The 22986-nt window shown below is 61.2% G+C and carries 20 protein-coding genes; 10 read left to right on the top strand and 10 right to left on the bottom strand.

Going from position 1 to position 22986, the window contains the following annotated elements:
• Positions 1-42: 42 nt before the first annotated feature.
• Entirely contained in the window at positions 43-849 is an 807-nt protein-coding gene (locus YH3_RS32070) for an enoyl-CoA hydratase-related protein (RefSeq protein WP_064444773.1), read from the bottom strand.
• A 236-nt stretch (positions 850-1085) separates the two neighbouring features.
• Here YH3_RS32070 and YH3_RS32065 point away from each other — a divergent pair, with 236 nt between their 5' ends.
• On the top strand, positions 1086-2801 hold the full coding sequence (locus tag YH3_RS32065) for a class I adenylate-forming enzyme family protein (protein ID WP_064444799.1): 1716 nt from the start codon (positions 1086-1088) through the stop codon (positions 2799-2801).
• A gap of 318 nt (positions 2802-3119) precedes the next feature.
• Here the strand turns inward: YH3_RS32065 and YH3_RS32060 are convergent, their stop codons facing one another.
• Positions 3120-3653, bottom strand: a complete 534-nt coding sequence (locus YH3_RS32060) for a thioesterase family protein (RefSeq protein ID WP_042446889.1) — start codon at positions 3651-3653, stop codon at positions 3120-3122.
• A gap of 77 nt (positions 3654-3730) precedes the next feature.
• Between YH3_RS32060 and YH3_RS32055 the strand changes: the two genes are divergently transcribed.
• Positions 3731-4282, top strand: coding sequence for a TetR/AcrR family transcriptional regulator (locus tag YH3_RS32055; protein ID WP_064444798.1), 552 nt, complete (start codon positions 3731-3733; stop codon positions 4280-4282).
• A 25-nt stretch (positions 4283-4307) separates the two neighbouring features.
• Here the strand turns inward: YH3_RS32055 and YH3_RS32050 are convergent, their stop codons facing one another.
• Positions 4308-5558 carry an acyl-CoA dehydrogenase family protein gene (locus tag YH3_RS32050; protein WP_042446887.1) on the bottom strand — a complete coding sequence of 417 codons (1251 nt, stop codon included), beginning with the start codon at positions 5556-5558 and terminating at the stop codon, positions 4308-4310.
• Positions 5559-5712: 154 nt separating this feature from the next.
• Here YH3_RS32050 and YH3_RS32045 point away from each other — a divergent pair, with 154 nt between their 5' ends.
• Both YH3_RS32045 and YH3_RS32040 read left to right on the top strand, forming a co-directional pair.
• Positions 5713-6165 carry a MaoC family dehydratase gene (locus YH3_RS32045; RefSeq protein ID WP_064444853.1) on the top strand — a complete coding sequence of 151 codons (453 nt, stop codon included), beginning with the start codon at positions 5713-5715 and terminating at the stop codon, positions 6163-6165.
• Between the two features lie 40 nt (positions 6166-6205).
• Positions 6206-7186 carry an NADPH:quinone oxidoreductase family protein gene (locus YH3_RS32040; RefSeq protein WP_042446799.1) on the top strand — a complete coding sequence of 327 codons (981 nt, stop codon included), beginning with the start codon at positions 6206-6208 and terminating at the stop codon, positions 7184-7186.
• Here YH3_RS32040 and YH3_RS32035 read toward each other — a convergent pair.
• The gene (locus YH3_RS32035) at positions 7183-8232 is read right to left on the bottom strand and encodes a phosphotransferase family protein (protein WP_064444852.1); all 1050 of its coding nucleotides are present in this window, start codon (positions 8230-8232) and stop codon (positions 7183-7185) included. The genes YH3_RS32040 and YH3_RS32035 overlap by 4 nt on opposite strands.
• Before the next feature lie 124 nt (positions 8233-8356).
• On the opposite strand from YH3_RS32035, the gene YH3_RS32030 reads away from it, so the two are divergent.
• Positions 8357-9136, top strand: coding sequence for an SDR family NAD(P)-dependent oxidoreductase (locus tag YH3_RS32030; protein ID WP_064444797.1), 780 nt, complete (start codon positions 8357-8359; stop codon positions 9134-9136).
• Between the two features lie 4 nt (positions 9137-9140).
• Here the strand turns inward: YH3_RS32030 and YH3_RS32025 are convergent, their stop codons facing one another.
• From YH3_RS32025 to YH3_RS32010, 4 genes are read right to left on the bottom strand one after another with little or no spacing between them, the layout of a single operon-like run.
• On the bottom strand, positions 9141-10124 hold the full coding sequence (locus tag YH3_RS32025; RefSeq protein ID WP_064444796.1) for an NADPH:quinone oxidoreductase family protein: 984 nt from the start codon (positions 10122-10124) through the stop codon (positions 9141-9143).
• Position 10125: 1 nt separating this feature from the next.
• Complete coding sequence (locus tag YH3_RS32020; protein ID WP_064444795.1) at positions 10126-10818, bottom strand: SDR family NAD(P)-dependent oxidoreductase; 693 nt, start codon at positions 10816-10818, stop codon at positions 10126-10128.
• On the bottom strand, positions 10815-12545 hold the full coding sequence (locus YH3_RS32015) for a CdaR family transcriptional regulator (protein WP_064444794.1): 1731 nt from the start codon (positions 12543-12545) through the stop codon (positions 10815-10817). The genes YH3_RS32020 and YH3_RS32015 overlap by 4 nt, the downstream gene beginning before the upstream one ends.
• 46 nt (positions 12546-12591) lie before the next feature.
• Positions 12592-13533, bottom strand: a complete 942-nt coding sequence (locus tag YH3_RS32010) for an LLM class flavin-dependent oxidoreductase (RefSeq protein ID WP_064444793.1) — start codon at positions 13531-13533, stop codon at positions 12592-12594.
• A 246-nt stretch (positions 13534-13779) separates the two neighbouring features.
• Here YH3_RS32010 and YH3_RS32005 point away from each other — a divergent pair, with 246 nt between their 5' ends.
• On the top strand, positions 13780-14904 hold the full coding sequence (locus tag YH3_RS32005) for a LuxR C-terminal-related transcriptional regulator (RefSeq protein ID WP_082920729.1): 1125 nt from the start codon (positions 13780-13782) through the stop codon (positions 14902-14904).
• 5 nt (positions 14905-14909) lie between these two features.
• A complete protein-coding gene (locus YH3_RS32000; protein ID WP_238592750.1) occupies positions 14910-15851 on the top strand; it encodes a response regulator transcription factor in 942 nt (313 codons plus the stop codon).
• 13 nt (positions 15852-15864) lie between these two features.
• Here the strand turns inward: YH3_RS32000 and YH3_RS31995 are convergent, their stop codons facing one another.
• A complete protein-coding gene (locus YH3_RS31995) occupies positions 15865-16182 on the bottom strand; it encodes a 2Fe-2S iron-sulfur cluster-binding protein (RefSeq protein WP_042446873.1) in 318 nt (105 codons plus the stop codon).
• 279 nt (positions 16183-16461) lie between these two features.
• On the opposite strand from YH3_RS31995, the gene YH3_RS31990 reads away from it, so the two are divergent.
• Positions 16462-17829, top strand: a complete 1368-nt coding sequence (locus YH3_RS31990; RefSeq protein ID WP_080726552.1) for a cytochrome P450 — start codon at positions 16462-16464, stop codon at positions 17827-17829.
• Entirely contained in the window at positions 17829-19091 is a 1263-nt protein-coding gene (locus tag YH3_RS31985; protein WP_064444791.1) for an FAD-dependent oxidoreductase, read from the top strand. Before YH3_RS31990 ends, YH3_RS31985 begins: the two co-directional genes overlap by 1 nt.
• A gap of 65 nt (positions 19092-19156) precedes the next feature.
• Here YH3_RS31985 and YH3_RS31980 read toward each other — a convergent pair whose 3' ends face one another.
• Positions 19157-21139, bottom strand: coding sequence for an acetoacetate--CoA ligase (locus YH3_RS31980; RefSeq protein WP_274522704.1), 1983 nt, complete (start codon positions 21137-21139; stop codon positions 19157-19159).
• A gap of 107 nt (positions 21140-21246) precedes the next feature.
• On the opposite strand from YH3_RS31980, the gene YH3_RS35755 reads away from it, so the two are divergent.
• Complete coding sequence (locus YH3_RS35755; RefSeq protein ID WP_064444790.1) at positions 21247-22890, top strand: GAF domain-containing protein; 1644 nt, start codon at positions 21247-21249, stop codon at positions 22888-22890.
• Positions 22891-22986 lie beyond the last annotated feature (96 nt).

Raw genomic sequence — 22986 nt, 5'->3', positions numbered from 1 at the left:
GGAACGCACCTGCGTCGTCGCCACCGGCCGTCGGGTGTGGGTTTAGTTGCCGCGGTCTTTGCTGAAGTCGGGTGTGCGTTTTTCGTTGAAGGCGGTGATGCCTTCTTTGGCTTCGTCGGATTCGCCGAAGATTTTGAGGGTGGAGATGGCCATGGCGCCTTGGGCGATGAAGTGTTCGGTGTCGGCGTTGAGGGATTGTTTGAGGATTTTGAGGGTGGTGGGGGAGAGTTGGAGGATTTCGTCGGCCCAGGTGCGGACTTCGGTGGTGAGTTGGTCGGCGGGGACGATTTTGTTGACCAGGCCCCAGTCGAGGGCTTGTTGGGCGGTGTAGCGGCGGCAGAGGAACCAGATTTCGCGGGCGCGTTTTTCGCCGATGGTGCGGGCGAGGTATCCGGTTCCTAGTCCGGCGTCGAAGGATCCGACGCGGGGTCCGTTTTGGCCGAAGATGGCGTCTTCGGTGGTGATGGTGAGGTCGCAGAGGAGGTGGAGGACGTGTCCGCCGCCGACGGCGACGCCGTTGACGGCGGCGATGACGGGTTTGGTGACGTCGCGGATGACGCGGTGGAGGGCTTCGACTTCGAAGAGTCCGCTGTCGGAGGGGCCGTAGTCGCCGGTTTCCATGCGTTGTTTTTGGTCGCCGCCGGCGCAGAAGGCTTTGTTTCCGGCGCCGGTGAGGGCGATGGCGCCGACGTCGTTGCTGCCCCAGGCGTGTTTGAAGGCTTTGACGAGTTCGTCGACGGTGCGGGCGCGGAATGCGTTGTAGCGGTCGGGTCGGTTGATGGTGATCCAGGCGAGGCCGTTGTCTACTTTGTAGGTGACGTCGGTGAAGTCGCTGCTGAAGTCGTTCATGTGACCTGGTGGTCCTTCCGTGGGCGCGTTCGTCGGGTTTGGTCCGACCGTATGACTGAATGTAGCGGTGATAACGATCGTTTTCAAGAGCCGATCGATCCTGCCTGTCGGGTATGGAGATTTCGACAGCTGAGGGCGTCGCGACTGCTTTTGAAAATGCCAATGGCGATCTACGCTGCGCGGGGTGTGTCTAGCTAGCGTATTTGCACTGTCTAACAGACATTTTGGAGGAACTGATGGATGAAAACCAGTTCGATGTGACCACACTGCGCGGCCGACGTGCGGACCGTCGGTGGAACCGCATGGTGGTTGGTGACATTCTCGAACGTGTCCGGTGCAGTTCCCCGGAGAAAGTGGCAATCGTCGGCTGTACGGGGGCGTACTCATCCGACCGGTTCGCCCGGATGACCTACGCAGAGGCAGGCGAGGCCGCGAACCAAACCGCTCACGCGTTGCTGACGGAGGGGCTCGAACCCGGGGACCGAGTTTTGATGTACTGCGACAACTCCGTCGAGGCGATCGTTCTCATGTTCGGTATTGCCAAGGCGGGACTGGTTGTCGTTCCAGTGAATCCGCTGCTCGCCGACGATGTCCTCGAATGGGTCGTCGGCCATGTCGAGGTCTCGCTCGCGGTAGTGGACGGTGAATACGCTGCGCGTGCCTCCGAGGTACTTGAACGGACAGGCACACGCATCGCGGTGACTATCCCTGTCGGCGGGGAGGTTGCGCCTGGCTCCCGAGCATTCGCGGAGTGGATCGACCCGTTCCCCGTCGACGAGGTCGACGTCGAGATTCATTCCGACGACGTCTGGAGTTTACTGTTCACCTCCGGTACGACGGCAATGCCCAAGGCATCGATGACCACACATACATACTCCTACATGTCCGACTTCTCGTACGCGATCTCGTTGACCAGGGGGTTGCAGTACGAGCGCGAGTTCGTGATGTGCACCTTCCTGCCCGTCGTCTTCCATTGCGGTCACAATTCGACAGTGCTTCCCGCGCTTCTGGCCGGAGGCACAATGGTTCTCGGTAGGAAACCGGATCCCGTGGGACTTGCCAGGGCGATCACCGATGAGCGAGTCACTGCTGTCTGGGCGGGTTCACCGGCGTGGGTGCAGAAGTTGGCCGACATCGCGCTCGAGGATGCGGGAGGAACCGACCTGAGTTCACTCACTGTTGCGATGTTTTCGTGGGGTGCGATGAATCCGGATATGCAGGAGGATCTCGAACGGGCCTGCGGTCCGCAGGTCAGGTTGCTTGAGGTGTTCGGGCAGACCGAGTCGATGTCGTGCTTTCGGTTCTGGCCTGATCAGCATCCGGAGAAGTTCGCCCAAACCTTCGACGGTATCAACTATGTCGGGACTCCGAATCCGCTTCTAGGTGCCGACGTGTTCGATCTGGACGGAAACAGCCTCCGTGGACAGGCCGGGGTTGCGGGCGAAGCGGTGTATCGCAGTCCGGTGATCACTGCCGGTTACTACAAGGATATCGACGCCACTCGAGATGCCTTCCGAGATGGTTGGTTTCACTCCGGTGACAGCTGCATGTACGACGACGACGGCTTGCAGATCATGGTCGACAGGTTCAAGGACATCGTGAAATCAGGCGGTGAGAACGTCTCCAGTCTCCGTGTCGAGGGAGTGCTCGCCGCACGCCCTGACGTCGTGCGCGCAGCCGTCATTGGGTTACCTGACGAAAAGTGGGGTGAGCGCGTGACTGCTGTTGGTACTTTGAGACCGGATTCGGTGTTCGATGAAGCTGCGATGATCGCTTATGCGCGTAAATATCTCGCCAGCTACGAGTCACCCAAGCAGGTCGTGTTTCTCGATGAGATGCCCGAAACCGTCGGCGGCAAGATTCTCAAGTACAAGCTACGAGAAAGTCTGGCATCGGCCGTGCATTCCGACGACCGTCATTCGTTCAGCGCTGACGTCACGCGCCCTGAGTGATCAATACCTGTTCTGCGGCATAGTGGCTGGCAGAATCCCGAGTGTGCAAGTTGCTGAGGAGGCTACGACGTACGCCCTCATCGACGTCAACCTAGGTTTGGGAGGTCACATACCGACCGTACTTGTCATTCGAAAGCGCTGCCGCAAGGACCGGTCGAGACTTCGGCTGAGGACCTGACCGAAGTGTGCACGTAATTCCCCGGTACGTTGCAAGCCCAGGTGGGGCTGGAATTTCTCTGGCGACGGGCGAACGCCAGAGGCTGGATCACCATCGCAGCTTTTGGGAAGCCGTCTTCCTCTCACCCCGGGTGCTCGGGTCTAGGGGCGACGAATTCCCATCGTGCCACATACCGGGAGCTTGAATTCTCGGTGTGCGGTGCGGTCTATTTCCGCATCGACGATGGCAGCGAGGTCGTCTCCGAACGGGACGACTCGACGGGTGGTCATGTCGACATGCGGAGCCACGACTTCGAGGCTGTAGACGAGCCTGCGGGTGTCGTCGTTGAGAAGAAATGCCATCCCGTGGAATACCTTGTCCGAGCGGTCGACGAATGTGTAGTAGCCCGATACCGATTCGCCCGCGTGAACTTCGGCGTAATACGAGAGATGGTGTTCGGCGGTGAAGATGCCTTGGCCTCGGCTACGGCGATACTCGTCGACGATCCCGATTCGTTCGAAGACGGTATTCACAGCGGTCAGCGCCAGATCGAAATAGTGGCGCACGTTCATGTGACCGTTTTCGTCCTCGTACTCCGCCGGTATGACGAACGGTCCGAGTTCACGAGGTAAGGCGGCTACCTGCTGGTACGTGGGGAGGACGCGTGGGGCTGCAGATGGGGGATTGATCGTCACGTGTGTGCCTTTCTTCGAAACCGGCGATGCGTGGTCGAAAGTGTAACGCTCGTTCACATGCGTGCTACGTTCGACGGGTGGACAGGCATCGAAGAATTCTGGACACTCCCGCTGAACTCTTCTACGAGAAGGGTTTTCATGGAACCAGTGTCGATGAGCTAGGTTCCCGCGCAGGTGTCAGCGGACCTGCGCTCTACCGTCAGTTTGCCGGGAAGGACGAAATACTCGCGGCGTTGCTCGACGAAGCGATGGACATCCTCCTCTCGGCAACCGATCCGGTGGTCGGGGATCCGCGAGCGGATTTGGAGCGGATGATTCGCCATCATGTCGGGTTTGCCGTCGAAAACCGACATCTTGTCAACGTGAATCAACGCGAGGACCGCTCGCTGGTTGCGCCGTTCAAACGACACTTCGATCACCGTCGGAAGCAGTATGTCGACGGTTGGGAGAGCGCCATCGCTCGTTTCCTGCCTGATGCGACTGTCGCTGAGGTGGCTGTTGCGGCTCAGGCATGTCTTGGCCTGATCTTCTCTATCGCGTACTGGCCTGGGAGCGCTGCGAAGTTTCCGTCTCTCGAAGACAGGATCGTAGAGATCACGCTGGCGGGGTTCGGTGTTCTCGGGCAATGAGTATGCCGAACCCCGCGTGCGCGGATCAGCGAACGGAACGGGTCGAACCGAAATCGAACATTTTACTCGCGATACGACGCAGTTGAAGCTCGTCTGTGCCCTCGGTGATACGGTATCGCCGGTGGTGACGGTAGATGTGCTCGAATTGCTTGTGCCGGGTGTAGCCCATGCCACCATGGATCTGGATCGCTCGATCGGCGGCTCGGCAGGCCAGCTGGTTTGCTCGGAGGTTGACCATCGCCACCTTGTCGCTGACTTCCGTTTTGCCGAGTTCGTCCATCATGGCGGCGGTCTTGTAGATGGTGTTGCGGATCAGTTCTGCATCGGTCTGCAGTTCCACCAACTGCCACTGAATTCCCTGATGTTCATGTAGCGGCTTGCCGAAGACCACACGCTCCTGGGCGTACGTCACACTCTGGTCGATGCAGTACTGCGCCGCGCCGAGGGAAGACGCGGCCTGACGAATGCGATTTTCATGGACGAACAACTGTGCGCAGTCGAGTCCACGGCCGACTTCGCCGAGTACCGCGGTGCTGGGAACCCGGACGTTGTCCAGATGCACTTCGGAGTGGTCGCTGGGCATGTTGAATGTCCAGTGGTTGAACGGAACCGAGAATCCGGGTGCGTCGGTCGGCACGATGAATGCCGTGATGCCGTCGGCTTTGCCGGTTGTGCCCGATGTTCGCGCAAAGACGACGTCGATCGCCGAGCAGTCGACGAGGCTGTTGAAGCGCTTGGCTCCGTTGATGATCCAATCGTCACCGTCTCGGTGTGCTGCCGTTTCGATATAGGTTGCATCACTGCCGTGTCCTGGCTCCGTGAGCCCGAAGGCGATCTCGATCTCGCCGCTCACGAGAGGCTCGAGGTACTGCTCACGTTGCTCGGCTGTGCCGAATGCATGGAAGACAAGAGCAAGGGGCAGGTTCGCGACGACGGATGCCTCGTCGGAGTGTGGAAAGTGCAGTCCGGATCCCTTTGTCAGCAGATGCTCACGAACGAACGCCATTGCGAGATTGCTCGCGTCCTGTCCGCCCAACGCTGCGGGAAGCGGGTACCGGAAGAAACCTGCGGCGTCGGAGCGGCGTCGCGCTTCCAGGAGCAGCTCGCGCCACTCTTGCTTCGGGAATCCATCGCGCTCCCAATCGGTTCGGGCAAATTCACGGCGATGATCGAAGTATTGCGGATGTTCGCGCTCGAGCGGTGAGATCTCCTGCGCGATGAACTCGTCGAGCGCTGTGACGAAGTCCGTAATGTCCTTCGGGATTTTCCAATCCATCGAGATGTCCTTTCGATTGGCCGTGAGTAGTGGCTTCAACGTAGGTCGGGGGCGCGCCGCGGCGTAGTCGACGGCAACGGGGCTATGTGGGTTGCTCCAGTTGCCAAGCGGCACAGACATGAGCGAGAAGACCATCGCGTGATTCGATGCGGTGATGTTGACACTCGACGGAATCACCGACCTCAGCTCGCGGGTGGGGCAGGAACTGGGCGTAAGCACCTGGCACACCGTGACCCAGCAGAAGATCACAGCCTTCGCGGAATCGACCGAGGATTTCGAACGGATATATCTGGATTCGCAGCGTGGGCGTGAGGCGGGCTTCGGTGGCACTATTGCGCACGGGCTCTACACCCTCTCCCTCGGGCCTAAGTTCCTGTACGAGATATTTACGATGCGGGGCGTCTCTCTCGGCCTGAACTACGGTTTCGAGCGGGTGCGTTTTTTGACCCCGGTGCCGGTGGACTCGAGAGTCAGAATGGCTGCGGCGTTGTCCGCAGCCACTCCGATCGCGGGCGGTACGAAGTTCACCGTTACCGAGACGTTCGAGATCGACGGCCACGACAAGCCGGCCTGTGTCGCCGACTCGATTCTCGCTTACTTCCACTGAAAGCAACAAGCTTGAAAGCAAATACAGACAAGGAGTTTCAATGAAGGCGATAGTGGTGTCAGAACTGTCCGGGCCCGATTCGGTACGACTGGAGAATGTTTCGGAGCCACACGGGGCACATCCCCGCGCGGAAGGCCAGCGGTTTCTGATCGATGTACGGGCGGCGGGGCTGTCGTTCATCGACGCACTGCAAACTCGCGGTGGCTACCAGAACGGAGTCCCGGTCCCGTACGTATGCGGTAGCGAGTTCGCCGGTGTTGTCCTCGAGACACCAACGGAATGCCGATTCGCGATCGGTGATCGCGTCGGAGGCATCGTGTGGCACGGTGCTGTGGCGGAGCGCGCGCTGGCACTGCCGGACTACACCGTCAAACTCCCGGACTCGATGTCCTTCACTCAGGGGGCCGGGCTGTACATGAATTATTCGACAGCGTGGTACGCCTACTACCGGGCCCGCGTGGAGCCGGGGGAGACGGTACTGGTGCATGGCGGTGCCGGCGGTGTGGGAACGGCGGCCCTCGACCTTGCCGACGCATTCGGAGTGCGAACCATCGCAGTGGTGTCTACCGAGGAGAAGGCCGACATCGCCAGGGCCGCAGGAGCACACGAGGTGGTGCGGTCGGACGGCGCGTGGCTCGAGGACGTGCGGGCCTTGACGGAGGGGCGGGGAGTTCATGTCGTGATCGACCCAGTCGGCGGTGACCGATTCACCGATTCGCTGCGTTCCCTGCGTCAAGGTGGGCGACTTGTCGTTGTCGGATTCACCGGCGGATCGATCCCGACGGTGAAGGTGAACCGATTGCTGCACCGAAACCTCACGGTTACCGGAATCACCATGGACAACATGGAAACCGAGTATCCCGGCACACTTCACCTGGTTCGCGACGCCGTCGAAAAGTTGGCGAACGACGGCAAGATCACTCCGCGTGTCGGTCGAACCTTTCCGATCGACGACACGGCACTGGCTCTGAACGCGTTGGAAGGCCGTGCGGCGACCGGGAAGATCGTCGTCGAGATCTAACGCGTCACCGATCGATTCTCGAATCGAGTCATTGCCTGTGTGCCGCGGGCAACGATGTCGGCAAGGTGCCGTCCGGCCACAACGAGCGTTGGGTCGGGATCTGGTCGTCGTCGATTGCGTTTGACGAGAGCGGAGACTGTGGACGCCGTCTTGTACATGCAGTACGCGAGAAACCAGTCGATACTGTCGAGCAATGCCGCGTCGCCGCCACCTCCGACGTACGCGGCCGCCAGGTCATCCGCTGAAGGCATTGCAGCCCCGGCAGTTTCATCTGCGACGCTGCGTTGCTCGTGGAACCGATGGGCCGGGTCGCTGTGCATCAGCAGCCATGCCAGATCTGTCCGCGGATCACCGACGGACCAGATTTCCCAGTCGATGACCGCCGTCAGCTCACTGCCGTCGAACAGCATGTTCGCAAGTCGGTAGTCGCCGTGTACAAGTCGCTCGGGAATCGTAGCCGGTAGTGACTGCGCCAGGCGCTCGTACAGTTCGCGGTGCCCGGAGCAGATATCGTCGTCGACGGTGTCGAACAGTCGTGCCCAGCGGTCGAGTTCTTCGGCGAGAGTTACCACGGGTTCGTCGTCTACACCGAGTTCTTCGGGAGTGAACGAATGCATTGAGGCGAGCATGCGTGCAGCGGTGTGGGCCCGGCGCGCGACTACCTCCGGGATCGGCGGTTCAGTCGTGACGTCGAGCAACGGTTCGTAGGAGTCGCCCGGCATCAATGTCATCACGAACAGGGGCGGGGATCCGTTGTCCTCGAAAAGAATTGAAGGCATCCGCATTTCAGGGCGTGCATCAAGCAATGCGATCACCCGCGACTGCCTCAGGACGTCGCGGTTACGGACCGGCGCGAGCCCGGGTGGGGCCACCTTGACCACGATGCCTGAGTCCGGAGCGCCGGGCCGGGTCAGGGTGGACCTGTACGTCAGACTGGACACGCCGCCGGGGAGGGGCGTAAGACCGGTGATGGCTGATCCTGGCCATCTTGTCTGTGCAGCTGCGCGCACACGGGCAAGGATAGCGGTTTCGTCGAGTTCGCTCACCGGCCCAATGTCCATCCGATTCCGGCCGGATGCAACTACATTCGAGGTCTCGGGGTGGAGATATCCACAGTGGCGCTCGCGGTGGCACCTTTTCCACCACGGGCACCCGTGGTAGCCATTGGCAATGTCGAAAACCTCACTGGCCCTGTCCGAAAGAATTTCACTCGAGGGACGCGTCGTCGTCGTGACGGGCGCATCGTCAGGATTGGGAGTCGCTTACGCGCACGCACTCGCCGAAGCGGGAGCATCCGTCGTTCTGGGGGCGCGGCGTCCCGACAAGCTGGAAGATACTGCTCGCGCCGTTCGGGATCGGGGAGGTGAGGTCCTCGCGGTGCCGACCGATGTGTCCGACATTGCGGCCTGCGAAGGCTTGATCTCCGCGGCTATGGCTCGCTTCGGCCGAGTAGACGCTCTTGTCAACAACGCCGGTACAGGCGGTCAGTACCACGCGGTCGATGTGGACCCACCCGAGCACTTCAGGTCCGTGGTGGACATCAATCTGAACGGTTCGTACTGGATGATCCAGGCATGTTCACGGGTGATGCAGCCTGGCAGTTCGATTGTGAACATTTCCAGCGTGATGGCGCTGACGACTGCCAGGATGCCGGCTGCCGCCTACAGTGCGAGCAAGGCTGCGATTCTGGGTCTCACACGAGACCTTGCTGCGCAATTGGGGCCCAAAGGTATTCGCGTCAATGCGATACTGCCAGGAGTATTTCCCTCAGAGGCGACAGCTCACTACAGCGAGAACTACACCCGCAAGATCATCGACGCTCGTATCCCGATTGGCCGGATCGGAGATCCCTCGGACATTGCGGCGACGGTGGTGTTTCTTGTCGGCGATGCCTCGAACTACATCACCGGCGTGAGCTTGCCGGTCGACGGAGGAGTGCTCGTCAACTGAGCCGCTACCGAACTCGTACGACCACCTTGCCGAGTGCCTCGCGACGATCGATCACCCCGAGTGCTTCGCCGCCGTCCGTGAGGCTCAGAACATTGCCGACATGCGGAGCGATCCGGCCCGACGCCGCGAACTGCCCGAGTTCACGTGACATCAGCTCGGCGATCTCCGGACGACGTTCGATGTACGGAGCAAGTGCCACACCGACGACGCTGAGATCACGCAGCAGCAACCTGTTGACCTTCACCGTCGGAATGGTGCCAGCGGCAAAACCGACAACTGCCACTCGGCCACCGACGTCCAGGGCCCGAAGAGAATCGGTGAACCGGTCGCCGCCAACCGGATCGACGACTACCGAGACACCTCGTCCATCGGTGAGGTCCTTGATCCCCTCTACCCATCCGGATTCGGTACGGACGACGTATTCGGCGCCGGCACCCCGGGCTGTATTCTCCTTCTCGGCAGTGGAGACCAATGCGATTACCTTGGCACCGAGCGCACGGGCAACCTGGATCGTGGCTGTTCCGACACCGCCGGCCGCGCCATGGATCGCGACGGTTTCTCCGGCGCGTAGCCCGACCCGATACAGTGCGAACCAAGCTGTCGAGTAGTTCAGTTGCAGCGCAGCACCTTCGACGAAACTCATCGAATCCGGAAGTTTGACGGTGTACTGCTCGAGGGCCAGCGCGCGTTCCGCCATTCCGCCCCACAGCGTCAGAGCGGCAACCCGGTCACCTGGCCGTAGTCGCGAATCGACCGGTGCTTCGAGAACAGTTCCGGCCACTTCACCCCCGCTGACGTACGGAACCGGGACGCCGTGCTGGTATTCACCGCGACTCTGGAGAACGTCGGGGAACGAGACTCCGGTTGCATGCACGTCGATGAGAAGTCTTCGGCCGTCGGCCCATTCGTGAGATCCGCGTGGTTCGTCGATCTCGCGTACCTCGCCGATCGGCGGTGTGCCCAGCTCTGTGACGACAAAGGCGCGCAAGTCAGCGCCGAACGACCGACGGCGTGACCGATCTGGTGTTGAGCTCGTCGCCGGCGTCGACGGTCAGGATCTGCCCGGTGCAACTGCGGGAACTGCGCGCTGCGAAGAACGACACCGCGTCGGCGATATCGTCAGGATCGACAAATCCGTTGGGAAGTGAGTCGAGCCAGGCGTCCTGGATGTCTTGTGGCATCGACAAGATTCCGGAGCTGGCTGTCATACCCGGGAGAACTGCGTTGGCAGTGATACCGCGGGTGACATTTTCTGCGGCAACCGTTTTCATGAGACCGAGCAAACCTGCCTTGCTCACACTGTACGAGATCTGGGCCGGCATCCCTTGAGTGGCTGCGGTGCTCGAGATGATCACGATGCGACCGAAGCCGCGTTCGCGCATTCCGGGCAGGCATCGCTGCAGTACGCGGAATGTACCGGTGAGATTGACATCGAGATCACGTTGCCATTTGTCGATGTTCATTCCGTGTGCAGACCCGAATGTAGTTGTCAGGCCGGCGTTGGCCACGTAGACGTCGATATCGCCGAACTCGGGCAGTTCGTCGACGGCGATGTCGGCGTTGAACGTACAGCCGGGTTCGCGATCGAGAGTCACGACAGTCATGCCGTCGGCTTCGAGGCGAGCAACGATCGCGCGGCCGATGCTTCCTTCTCGGGCTGCTCCGGTGACAAGTGCTTTCATGCCAGTTTCCTTCTGCTGTCGGTGTTGTGTTGCGTGGCTCGAAAATCGTCATCCGCGATGCTGTTCTCGTGCAGAGCCGCCGATGGCGCATCCCCGCGAAGGCGAAGTAGCAGCAACGCGGTTTGGACGCTGAGTTGATCGTTGGCGTCGGCAGCGACGTCGAGACCGGTAATTGTGTGTACCCGCCCCAGTCGTAGTCGAATTGTGTTCTCGTGCAGGTTCAGTAGTGCTGCGGTCGCGCGCACACTTCGGCCTTGGTCGAAATAGTGCTGCAACGTCAGCAGAAGGTCAGCGGTCCCGGTGGTGCCGGCAAGTAGTGGTCCGAGGACGTCGTCGACGTAGCTGCGGACTGCGGCGACATCGCTGTTGGCGAGGAACAATCGTGCCGGTCCCAGATCGTCGACGGCTAGGACGCGATGGTTGGGTAGCTGCGCAAATCTGTCGATGCACAGCACGACTTCACGCGCTTCGCGATATCCGCGCGCCAATGTTGCCGCGGTGCACACCGACGAGATACCGACGATCGCGGATTCGGCCGAGGTGTCGGTGACCGCGATCATGGCTGCTTTCACCCGCGCGATCATGGTCAACGTACCGGCGTGCTCGGGTGCCTCCACCAAGAGCATGACGCCCTCGGCGCCACGGGTGGCGAGCACCTCGACATCCAATTGACGTTCTACTCGAGTTGCCAGGTGCTCGTCGGCGCCGTCTGCGGACGTGATACGTCGGTCCAGAACATATACGACGACGCGACGTGCGCAGATATCGACGCCGAGATATTCGCCGCTCGCGGCAAGGTCGGCGGATTCCACAGTGCCCCGGACCAATTGGCGGGTGAGCGACGACCGAGCGTTCCAGGCGACGCGGGCAACACGCTTCTGCACCGAGTATTCGTAACCGAGCAGCCGCGCTGCTCGTGCCGCCGTGTGTTCGTCCAGCACCGTGAACGCGCTGGGATGCTCGTCGACGACGAGAAACCCGAATCGTTCTCCGGCTGCGGATACTGCCACAACCATTTTGCGGCGCGAGAGGCCGGTGATGCGGTCGGCGACAGCGATGTGCACGTTGTCGTCGTCAGGAGAGATGTCGTGGCAGGCGCAGAGAATGTCGTTCAGTGGAGCTGCCTTGACCGAGGTCCGCCCGGCGTGAGAAAAGGTGATGATCCGACCGTGATCGTCGAACAGTGTCACGGACTTCCCGGTCAACTGCGCGCAAGTGTGGACGAGGGCGGCGAGTCCGCCTCCAGCACGGGCGCATTCGGTGAGGCGTTGATCGATCACGGTCTGTGCGATTGCGTTCCGACGTTGCCGGTCCGTGTCGTTCAGTGCTGTCGTGAGAGTGTCGATTCGGGCCTGTGATTCGAGGGTGGAGGCCAACAAATCCCAGGATTCGAACGTCGCTGCCAGTCGGCTTGCGGTGACGGGATCCTCTGTCTGCAGGAGGACGAGGGCGGCGAGGCGCTCGCCGTTGTCGTGCTCGATGCGTAGTAGCGTGGAACGGCTAGGGGAGTTGGGGATCGGAGTGCGCCGGGATAGTGCCCGTCGTGCAGTCTCGGGTCCGATCGTGAGCCGGCTCGGGACCGCGCCTATCGCGAGAGTTTCGGTCCAGCCTGCATTGTGTTCGACGCGTTGCAGCAGCCGAACGCACGCAGCTCCGGTATCTGTGGCTAGTCGTTTCAGTAGAACGGCGACGGAATCGTCGTGCCGACCCGCAGGCGTCGATGGCATCGTCGTGCCGACCCGCAGGCGTCGATGGCATCGTGGCTGCCGTTGTCTAGGCGCCGGAATGGATGGCAGTCTCCGCGTGGGCGCCGATGAGGAGCTCTCGTACGGCGGCAGCATGATCGATTCCGGCATCTTCGGAGCGGGCCACGGGGATGACAGTGATGCTTTGGGCACCTGCTGAGACGAATTCAGCTAACCACTCCGCCACTTGCCGAGGAGTGCCCGCCGGTGCGACGTGCTGGAACTTCTCGCGCGGAAGATGGTACATCGATTGCATTTTGGCGGAGATGAGTTCTACCGCGACGGCGGGATCGTCGTCGAGTCCGCACCATACGTTGACACTGAAATCGGAGGGAGTCCGGCCGAGTTCTTCAGCCGCACCGAGGATTTGCTCGCGTGTATCACGGAATCTACGGGGGGAACAGAAGATTCCAAGCCATCCGTCACCGTATTTTGCAGTGCGTCGGACGGCGCTGTCGCCTTTTCCGCCGATGACGATGGGGATGGGAACGGCAGGGGGTGGGAGGATGCGCGCATTGTCGAGTTGAAAGAACTCGCCGTCATGCGTCACCGCGTCTCCGGTGAGGAGCGCACGGAGTAGCTCGAGGGTTTCGTCGAGTCGTCGCCCGCGAGTGCGGGGGTCGACACCGGAGTTGCTGATCTCGGATCGGTCTTCGCCGCCGACTCCCACGCCGAGGGTCAGGCGCCCCGGTGCAAGTTGGGCGAGGGTGGATAGTTGGCGGGCTGCGAGCATCGGGTGACGAAGCCCAAGGAGGTACACGCCGACAACGGCCTCGAGTGTGTCATGCGAGGAGAGGATCGACGTGGCGGAGATGAGTCCGTCGAATCCGGTGCCGTCGTGGAAGCTGATGTGATCGCCTACGGTCACGTAGTCGAGTCCGGCGTCGGCCGCCCGGTTCAGAACTCCACGGCGGAGGAGGGGATCTGGGACGAGGAGGGATTCATGTACGGACAATCCAACTTTGATCATTCGACTCTTCCTCGACTCGCATGCTGATAAAAGCGCTCTATTGGACTGACCATAATCCAGTGCGACCTATTGGGCAAGTAAAATCCCAGCTGATGCAAGGTGGTGGGAACGCAAGTGCGTGAGTAGGGGAATTGTCTGACCGCTGATCGAGCTTCTATGATGTGCCGTGAGTCACAATCATGGGTTGACCCGAATTCGCCCGACCGAGAGTGTGGCTTTTGGACAATACGAGGAGCGATCACCCGAATGGTTACCGTTTCGCCTGCAGTGGCCGCCACACCAGCGGGCCTGTTTCAGTATGCCCGCGACCTTCTCGGGCATACGGACGAACTGAGCCGGATCGAGCAGTCCGGCGGCGACCTCGACGACCTCCGGCGCTATTTGATTGATCATCTCCGCACCGAAGCGATGTCCCGCGAGATGGTCGAGATGGCCGCGCGTCTTCTGCTTCGAGTCGACTCCTACCGGCGCACGCAAGTTCGAGACGAGCTCGATATGTACTCCGGCCAGTTCGAAGCGCTTCGGTCGGTTGCACACACCGTCGCGTCGGCGACACCGGAAGCAATGGCACGTACCGTCACCGGCCAGCTGTGCGGCTCACTCGGATACCGAAAGGCTATGTTCTCCATCGTGAACGGATCCTCGTGGTCGCCGGCGTCTGTGTCGATGCAGCCCGATCTATCGTCGCGGTTCGAGGATCTCGTCACGGCAGTCGACGGTCATCGGATCGAGTTGCGTGACGCGCCCCGCGAAGCGGAGCTGGTGCGCAAGCGACGCTCCTACGTCCTGGACAGGGTCGACACCTACCGCCACACTTACCGGCCGCTGATTGATTTGTCGCGACCCTCGGGTTACCTGGCGGTTCCCGTCGTAGTCGGAGGCCGAGCCCGGGCGATCATCCACGTCGACCGACACGAACAGGGGCTCACGGATTCCGATCTGCATATCGTCGGAGCTCTTGCTGCTGTGTGTACGCTTGCCCACGAACGGGCTGAACTGCGAAGTTCGATCGGCGAACGCAGTGCCCTCGTCGAACGTCGAATGGCCCAGTTGGCGCGTGCGCTTCATGATCTCGAACTCGCGCAGATCGACATGCACGGTGGTGGCCGAGATGTCGACACTGTTGCTGCGGTGCCTCACGGAGATGATTCAAGTGGGGTCGGATCGGCTTCGCTCAGCGCACGCGAGTGGGAAGTGCTTAGGCGCCTGGCCGCCGGCGAGACCAATTCGACGATCTCACGAGGTCTGTGCATTTCGGATGGCACCGTGAAATCGCATGTCCAGCGGATCTTCCGCAAGATCGAGGTCACCACTCGCGCCGAGGCGGCTGCGTATGTCGCACGCCGCCGCGTACACGGCAGAGGTCGATGAAACCGGTGGCGGGGCAGTCTATTCCAGAGCATCGGCCGGACCTCATTGATGCTGTCGAAGCGCTGTTGCAGGACCGTGGGGTACCTGAGCGCGGCGTAGCCGAGGCTGTAGCCGATCTCTTCGACCAGGCACGAATCGAGGACGACCTGGCGCTCCGACGTTGCTCTCGTACGGCATCACAAATAGAGGAAGTGCTCGCATCGATTGTGTCCGCTCCGAGCTACGACGAGTTGGTCAAGAGAGCGTGTGACGGGGCAAGCTCCCTGTGCAACAGTCGGATCGCGGTGCTGTCCCACATCGAGCACGGGATTGCCACTGTTGTGTCGGTCGGACGCGAAGCCACAGACCGGTTCGTGGGTTGCTATCCGATCCTGGAATCGAGTATCGAACGCATCGCGTTGGACTGCGGCGTCGTTGCGGTGCAGGGCGTAGGTGAAACGACATCGATCACCTCGCTGCATCCGGGACCGGCGTGTCGGTGGTCGGTAACCCCCGTTACCGTCGACGGGGAATCTACGGGGCTGCTCTATGTCGACGTGGCCGTCTCCGAACCGATTCAGGGAATTCTTGCAGCCTTTGCTTCGGCGCTAGGGGGGTGCTTCGAACGAACTGGATTGGAAGTCAAACGGATTCGACAGGAACGAGTCTTGCGCGAAGGCGTCCGGTTGTGGTCAGAGGATCTGGACGATTTCGGGGCCGAAGCGAACGCTGAGGTGAGCGGAGAGGACGCCGGGATGCGGCGTGTGGGTGGGTCGGCGTTCGTGCCGGCAGAGCCACTGACCGACCGTGAAGCGGATGTGTTGCGTGCAGTGTTGACTGGAGCTTCCAACGCTGCCATTGCTGCCGATCTCGTGATCACTGTGGACACGGTCAAGTCGCACATGAAGAAGATTCTGCGTAAATACGGGGCCGTCAACCGCGCAGAACTGATTGCACTGCACGGTTGACGCCGGGGATTGATCAGGACAGCTCGGGGACCGTGACCGTCACGGTGGGAGTGTCCTTGCCGATAATCAGCTGGCATGCGAGGCGCGAGCAATCCTTTGCCCCGTCGAGGAACTCAACGAGGTCGAGTTCTTCCGCGGAGGGTTCATCGAAGATGCCGACGGCTGTCTCATCCAGATAGACGTGGCACGTTGCGCAGGAACAACTTCCGCCGCATTCGGCGATGATTCCGGGCAGATTGTTTCGTACGGATCCGTCCATCACGCTCTGGCCGGCGGGTACGTCGACCGAAGCATCGGATCCGTCGGGTAGGCGGTAGATGACTGTGGACATCGATAGCTCCTCGAAAAGACGTGCGCCGATCTGCGGCGTCGGCATTGCTGTCGACATCAAGTCTGCTTCGGACGGGCGCTTCGCCACATCACCACAACGGGCTAACCTCGCTCGTCCATCGGGGGGATTTGCTACCCGCGATGATGCGTAAATACCCCCAGTTGCAGAGGGAGTTCCACCAACGGGGTGATGTGCCATGCCTAGCGGGGCGGCAATGTGGGTTGGGCCACACTTCCGCAGCCCATGTGGTGTCGGCAGCACACTTACCAAGGAGACTCGATGACGACCACCGAGACAGGCTCAGCCGCCACACCGGCGATTCACGAGGGCGGAGTGCTTCAGGAGAACGCACTCATCCCCGACGCCACTGCACGTCAGATCGTTCTTCCAGAAGGCCATCGCGACGAGGCCGCTCTATTCGAGGCTTACCGGTGGCTGCGTGAGAACAACCCGCTTGGTCAGACTAATGTCGACGGATACGACCCGGTGTGGTTGGTGAGCAAGCACGCCGACATCATGGAGATCGAACGGCAACCCGACATCTTCACCAGTGCCGGTGCTGAGAACAAGGGGTCGGTCAATCCGATTCTGGCGAACCAGATGGGCGATCAATTCACGAAGAGCATCAACAACGGTAGTCTCCGGATTCTCGAGACGCTCACCTATCTCGACCCGCCCGAGCATACGGCAATCAAGGACATTGCACTGGACTGGTTCCGCCCAGGCAACCTCTCACAGTGGGAGGTTCGTATTCGCGAACTCGCGAGGAGCGCCGTGCAGCGATTGCTCGCAAGCGACGGAAAGATCGATTTCGTCAAGGATTTCGCGATTCACTATCCATTGCACGTGATCATGAGTCTGTTCGGAGTGCCGGAGAGCGACGAACCCCGGATGATGATGCTGACCCAGGAGTTCTTCGGAACCGCGGACCCCGATGCGGTGCGAGAGGACGTCGAACCGCTCAGTGCTGACGCCGCAGCACAGCAATGGGTCGCCACGATTCAAGACTTCTACAGCTACTTCGAAAAGCTCCTCTTGGACCGTCGCGCCAACCCCCAGGAGGATTTGGCGACGATCATCGCGCAGGCCCGCAAGGAAGACGGTGAGTACTACCCCAACGAGGTGGCGTACGGCTACTTTATTGCCATCGCGACGGCAGGCCACGACACCACCTCGAGCACGCTTTCCGGGGGAATGCTCGAACTCGGACGTAATCCAGAGTTGTTGGCACGGGTGCGTGAGGACCCCAAGCTCATTCCGAACCTCGTCAACGAGTCGTTGCGCTGGGCTTCGCCGGTCAAGCACTTCATGCGGATGGTGACGCAGCCGTATACGCTTCGCGGTCGGGAACTCAATCCCGGTGATCGCTTCATGTTGCTGTACCAGTCGGGTAACCGCGATGCCGAGACGATTCCGAACCCCGACGTGTTCGACATCGACCGAAGGCCGAACAAGCACATCGCCTTCGGCTACGGCCCGCACATGTGCATCGGCCAGCACCTGGCGAAGCTCGAGTTGCGAATCATGTTCGAGGAGTTGCTGCCACACGTCGAGTCGCTGGTCTCGATCGGCGAGAACAAGGTGATTCAGACCAACTTCGTCGGTGGTCTGAAGAACATGCCGGTTCAGATCGAGTTCCGTAGGTAATGAGCGTGTCAACTGAGCAACGAGGCCAGGTCGTCGTGGTCGGGGCAGGGCACGCCGGTGGAACTCTCGCCGGCGTGCTCCGCCAGCAAGGCTTTGACGGCACCGTGATCGTCGTGGGTGCAGAATCGGATCCGCCCTACCATCGGCCGCCCTTGTCCAAGAAGTTCGCAGCGGAGGACGAGCCGCAGTGGCTTCGTCCCCTGGAGTTCTATTCCGACAACAACATCGAGCTTCGGTTGTCCGAGACTGTTGTGCGGATCGACCGCGCGGGGCACGTAGTTCACACCGCGGGCGGAGATCGCATCGACTACGACATGCTCGTTATCGCAACGGGGGCGTCTGCGCGTTCGCTTCCGATCCCTGGCAATGACTTGCGTGGGGTAGTTTCGCTCCGCACTCTCGGTGAAGCCCAGGAGTTGCGCGACGGGGTGGCACGTGGCGCGTCGATTGCGATCGTCGGCGGTGGTTACATCGGATTGGAAGTAGCTGCCGCAGCTCGCGCGAAGGGCTGCGACGTGGTGATTCTCGAGCGCGAGGATCGAGTCCTCGCACGCGTCGCCAGCTCGGAGTTCTCATCGATCGTCACCGAGTTCCATCGAACCCGTGGGACTCGCATCCTGACCGAGGTTACGGTCTCCGAAATCCGAGGCAAGGCAGACGGATCCGTCGAATCACTCGTGCTCGCGGACGGCACCGAAATCGGTTGCGATCTTGTTCTCGTCGGGGTTGGCGCCATCCCGAACGACAAGCTTGCCCGTGACGCCGGAATTGCTTGCGAGTCCGGTATCACCGTCGACGGTGCATCGCGCACTTCGGATCCGTTCGTGCTTGCGATCGGCGACGTCACACACCGGATTCACGACAGGGTCGACGGTCGGGTGCGTCTCGAAAGTATCCCGAGTGCCGTCGAGCAGGCTAGACAAGCTGCCGCGGTAATCGTGGGTAGCGATGTCCTCGCACACGAAGTGCCGTGGTTCTGGTCGGATCAGTTCGACCTGAAGATGAAGATGGCCGGAATTCTGACGCCGGGCACCGAGGCAGTTCTGCGTGGTGATCCGAGTACCGAGAAATTTGCGCTGTTCCATCTCGAACCAGACGGCACTCTGGATTCCCTCGAAACTGTCAACGCCGCTGCGGAGTTCATGGCAGGTAAGAAGTACCTGGCGAACCGAACTCGGCTCGATCGAGAGAAACTTGTCGATCTCGGGACATCCATGCGTGACGTCACGCTGGCCGAGAGCGCAACTGTAGTAAGCACATAAGTGATTGCTGCCGTAGAAAAGGCCGACCACACCCTCGGGTGTGGACGGCCTCTTTCTTGCGGTTGTCAGAGTGACGTGCGGAACTTGATGGCGTAGTCGACGTACCACTGCAGGACGTCAGTATCGGCTACCGTGCCGCGGTTGACCGCTGCCGCTTCGTCGACGCCCTGGATGAGCTTCTTGATGGGAACCTCGAGTCGCTTTCCGGTGCGGGTCAACGGAATTGCCGGTGCCGCGAGGATCACATCGGGCACGTGCCGTGGGGAGACCTCGGTGCGGATCACCCTGTTGATCCGATCGACGAGTTCGTCATCGAGTGCGGTACCCGGCGTGGTCACGACGAACAGTGGCATATGGTAAGCGCCGCCGGGCAATTCGGCGCCGATGACCAGGCTTGACAGGACTTCGGGTAGCGCTTCCACAGCGTCGTAGATGTCGGACGATCCCATGCGCACGCCTCCCCGGTTGATCGTGGAGTCGGAGCGCCCGTGGATTTCGCAGGTGCCGGACGCCGTGATGGTGATCCAGTCGCCGTGCCGCCACACTCCGGGGAAAGTGTCGAAGTAGGAATCGTGGTACCGGGTGCCGTCGGTGTCGTTCCAGAAGTAGATCGGCATCGACGGCATCGGTGTCGTGATGACCATTTCTCCGACATCGCCGACAACAGGGCTTCCGTCCTCGGACCAGGCTTCGACTTTGCAGCCCAGGCATGCTCCCATCAACTCGCCCGTATAGACAGGATCCAGGGGATTGGCCCCGACGAACGCTGTAGCCACATCGGTTCCGCCGCTGTCGGATCCGAGCAGGACGTCACTGCTGACCTTGTCGTACACCCAGCGCCAGGTGGAGTCCGGCAACGGCGATCCGGTGGTCATGATCGACCGCAACGCCGAGAGATCGTAATTCGCGCCAGGTTCGGATCCTGCCTTCTCGCACAACGTGAGATAAGCTGCACCCGTTCCGAATCGGGTCACTCCGTATTCCCCACACAGCCGCAGTACGTGGTCTGCTCCGCCGGCCGTCGGGCTGCCGTCGTACGTCACGATGGATGCTCCGGTGAACATCGAGTCCACCAGCATGTTCCACACGACCCAGGCGGTACTGGCGGCGATGAGAACCCGGTCCGACGGTCCGAGATCGTAGGCGAGTGCATTGGCCTTGAGAACCTCGAGCAGAATTCCGCCGTGAGAGTGGACGATGCCTTTCGGTAGCCCGGTTGTGCCCGAACTGTAGAGGATCCACAGCGGATGCTCGAAGGGAACCTGCTCGTAGTTGGGCTCGGCCGTACCCGACGTCAGTTTCGCGAAATCGAGTTCGTCAGCCGGGAGTGGTGTTTCGGGATCGAGGTGGCGGACCGTGATGGTGTGCTGCACGGTCGGTAGTGCTCGGCGCACCTCGCCGATCACGTCGCGTCGATCGATTCTCTTGCCGTTGAAGATGTATCCGTCGACACCGATGAAGACCGTCGGCTCGATCTGCACAAACCTGTCGACGAGACCCTTCGTCCCGAAATCCGGTGCGCAACATGACCATATTGCGCCGACGCTGGCAGTGGCGAGCAATGCCACGACAGTCTCGGCGGTGTTGGGCAGCACGGCGGCCACTCGATCTCCGGGCCCGACACCCATCTCTCGTAGCTTCGCCGCGAGGTTCGCCGTCTGCCGTTCGAGTTCGGCCCAGGACGTGCCGTGCGGTTCCCCGGCTTCGGTGACTGCCACGATCGCGGTGCTATCGGGTGTTCGACGCGCTTGCCGGAGAAGGTTCTCGGCCCAGTTGAGGCGAGCACCCGGGAACCACACTGCGCCCGGCATGCGATCGTCGGCTAATGCGCATTCCGGTTCGACGGAATGTACGACGTCGAAAAACTCCCAGATGGACATCCAGAACGCGTCGGGTTCGGTGACCGACCACTGCCAGAGGTCGTGATAGCTCGTGGTGTCGACGCCGCGATTGGTGCCGACCCATCGCTGGAAATCCGCCATGCGGGATGCGTCAACGCGTGCGGCAGACGGCGTCCACAGCAGCTCGCGGTCCGGAGATTCGGCCACGGTTCCACCTCTTTCGGTTAAACGACTCGGTGTGACCCACGCTATCGACCTCAGGGTCGGTATGGTTAGACCTAATAGGTCTGGAAAAGTATAGAAAGTGGACCGATATGGCCAAATCGACGATGGCTGATGCTTACCGCGCACTTGCCTCGATCGCGACCCGGTTACACGGTAGCGACGGGAACGTCGACGACACATTTGAGCTCGTAGTAGCCGCCGCCGCGGAACTGGTCGGCACTGAAGTGTCGTGGTTGTCGTTGACCGACGACGCAGGCACCCTGCTGCGGCCGGCGGTACTGCACTCGTTCCGCGACTCCTCGTTCACGGACTTCGCGATCCCGGTAACCGAAGGACTTGGTGGGCGGGCACTCCGAGAGAAGCGCACCGTTGTCGTCGAGGACTACCCGTCGTACACCGACCCTGCGAATCCGGACAGCGTCTGGGAGGCGTTGCATGCCGAGGGAGTGATCTCGGTGATGTGCGCGCCGATGATTCTGCGGGACAAGCTCGTTGGCGCGCTGTACGTGGCCACACGGACACCGGCGACGTTCGGTTCCGCTGACATCGCCCTTCTCGATGCGCTGGCGTCGCAAGCGACGGTAGCAATCGAAAACCGTCGACTCTATCGGGGTCTCGAGACGCAAAATGCTCTCCTCGAACAGTCGCTCACCGTGCATCGGCGATTGACGCAGGCGAGCGCTGACGGCGTCGGGATCGCAGGTATCGCTGCAATTCTCGGCGATCTGCTCGGTGCTGCGATCAGCGTCGACTCGACGCTTCCCGGTGTCGAGGTGGTGTCGATCGGCGTTGCCGACGTGGCTGGCGCAACGTCATATCCGATCCGTGCCGGCGCCGAGGTTGTGGGTTCGCTGACCGTATTCGGAGTCGGGAGCCTGACGCCGTCCCAGCGGCAGGCCGTCGAACACGGTGTGACGGTGTTGGCGTTGGAATCGGTGAAACTTCGTTCGCAGTGGGAGATCGAGGATCGCATGTCGGCAGATCTGCTGGGGGATATCCTCGATCACGATCAGCTTTCGACGCCGACGATCGCGCGTCGAGCGGCGCGCTTCGACGTGGATATCTCCGAGGACTTTCGAGTTCTGGTCATCGGAGCGAGAGAGGGTACCGACGCGACGCCACTCGCGGCGTCGGTCCTTCGGACGCACTCGCTGACCAGGCTGCTGTACACCGCCAGGGCGGGCAATCTGGTTGTTGCGCTGCCGGGTAGCCGCGTCGCTGCAGTCAACCGGATCGTCACGGCCGTACGCGAGGGTCTTCGTAGTGACGGGGTCGAGGCCGTATTCGGGATCGGTTCTCTCGGCTCCCCGCGTGATTCCTACGTTGCGGCGATCGCGTGCTTCCGCCTCGCGCTGGCCGGTCGGTACCGGTCGCAAACACTCGATGCGGTGGCTGTGAGTTACGACGAGTTGGGGCCGCTGCGTTTTCTGCTCGACGCGGCAGACATCGAGCAGACCGAGCGGATGGTGCTCGTGCGGTTGTCGCCGTTGATCGATCATGATGCAACGCATTCCGTGCAACTGTTACCTACACTGCGCGCTTTCATCTTGTCGGACGGGCACTACGAGCGCACGGCCGCTGCGCTGTTCATCGGAACGACAACGCTCAAGTATCGGTTGGGGAAAACGTTGGAAAAATTCGGAATCGACGCGCGCGATCCGGACGTGCGTTTCGAATTGCGGCTGGCGTTCGAGTTACTCTCGTTGATCGAAACACGAATTACCCCAAGCTAACCGGAAGACGGATTCGCTGCGAGCAGGTATTCCCGGTGGAGGTTCCGTAGAGCGATCAGTTCGTGAACCGAACTCTTCGGGGCATCGAGATGGTGG

It is taken from the genome of Rhodococcus sp. YH3-3, assembly GCF_001653035.1.
GTDB lineage: Bacteria > Actinomycetota > Actinomycetes > Mycobacteriales > Mycobacteriaceae > Rhodococcus_F > Rhodococcus_F qingshengii.
This window is presented reverse-complemented; position numbering and strand designations above follow the sequence as displayed.

Excerpts from the sequence above, each read along its gene's own strand:
- YH3_RS31985 (WP_064444791.1), top strand. The coding sequence starts at position 17,829 with ATGAGCGTGTCAACTGAGCAACGAGGCCAGGTCGTCGTGGTCGGGGCA.
- YH3_RS32040 (WP_042446799.1), top strand. The coding sequence starts at position 6,206 with ATGAAGGCGATAGTGGTGTCAGAACTGTCCGGGCCCGATTCGGTACGA.
- YH3_RS32050 (WP_042446887.1), bottom strand. The coding sequence starts at position 5,558 with ATGGATTGGAAAATCCCGAAGGACATTACGGACTTCGTCACAGCGCTC.
- YH3_RS32045 (WP_064444853.1), top strand. The coding sequence starts at position 5,713 with ATGTTGACACTCGACGGAATCACCGACCTCAGCTCGCGGGTGGGGCAG.
- YH3_RS35755 (WP_064444790.1), top strand. The coding sequence starts at position 21,247 with ATGGCCAAATCGACGATGGCTGATGCTTACCGCGCACTTGCCTCGATC.
- YH3_RS32070 (WP_064444773.1), bottom strand. The coding sequence starts at position 849 with ATGAACGACTTCAGCAGCGACTTCACCGACGTCACCTACAAAGTAGAC.
- YH3_RS32065 (WP_064444799.1), top strand. The coding sequence starts at position 1,086 with ATGGATGAAAACCAGTTCGATGTGACCACACTGCGCGGCCGACGTGCG.
- YH3_RS32020 (WP_064444795.1), bottom strand. The coding sequence starts at position 10,818 with ATGAAAGCACTTGTCACCGGAGCAGCCCGAGAAGGAAGCATCGGCCGC.
- YH3_RS32015 (WP_064444794.1), bottom strand. The coding sequence starts at position 12,545 with ATGCCATCGACGCCTGCGGGTCGGCACGACGATTCCGTCGCCGTTCTA.
- YH3_RS32005 (WP_082920729.1), top strand. The coding sequence starts at position 13,780 with ATGGTTACCGTTTCGCCTGCAGTGGCCGCCACACCAGCGGGCCTGTTT.
- YH3_RS31990 (WP_080726552.1), top strand. The coding sequence starts at position 16,462 with ATGACGACCACCGAGACAGGCTCAGCCGCCACACCGGCGATTCACGAG.
- YH3_RS32010 (WP_064444793.1), bottom strand. The coding sequence starts at position 13,533 with ATGATCAAAGTTGGATTGTCCGTACATGAATCCCTCCTCGTCCCAGAT.
- YH3_RS31995 (WP_042446873.1), bottom strand. The coding sequence starts at position 16,182 with ATGTCCACAGTCATCTACCGCCTACCCGACGGATCCGATGCTTCGGTC.
- YH3_RS32030 (WP_064444797.1), top strand. The coding sequence starts at position 8,357 with ATGTCGAAAACCTCACTGGCCCTGTCCGAAAGAATTTCACTCGAGGGA.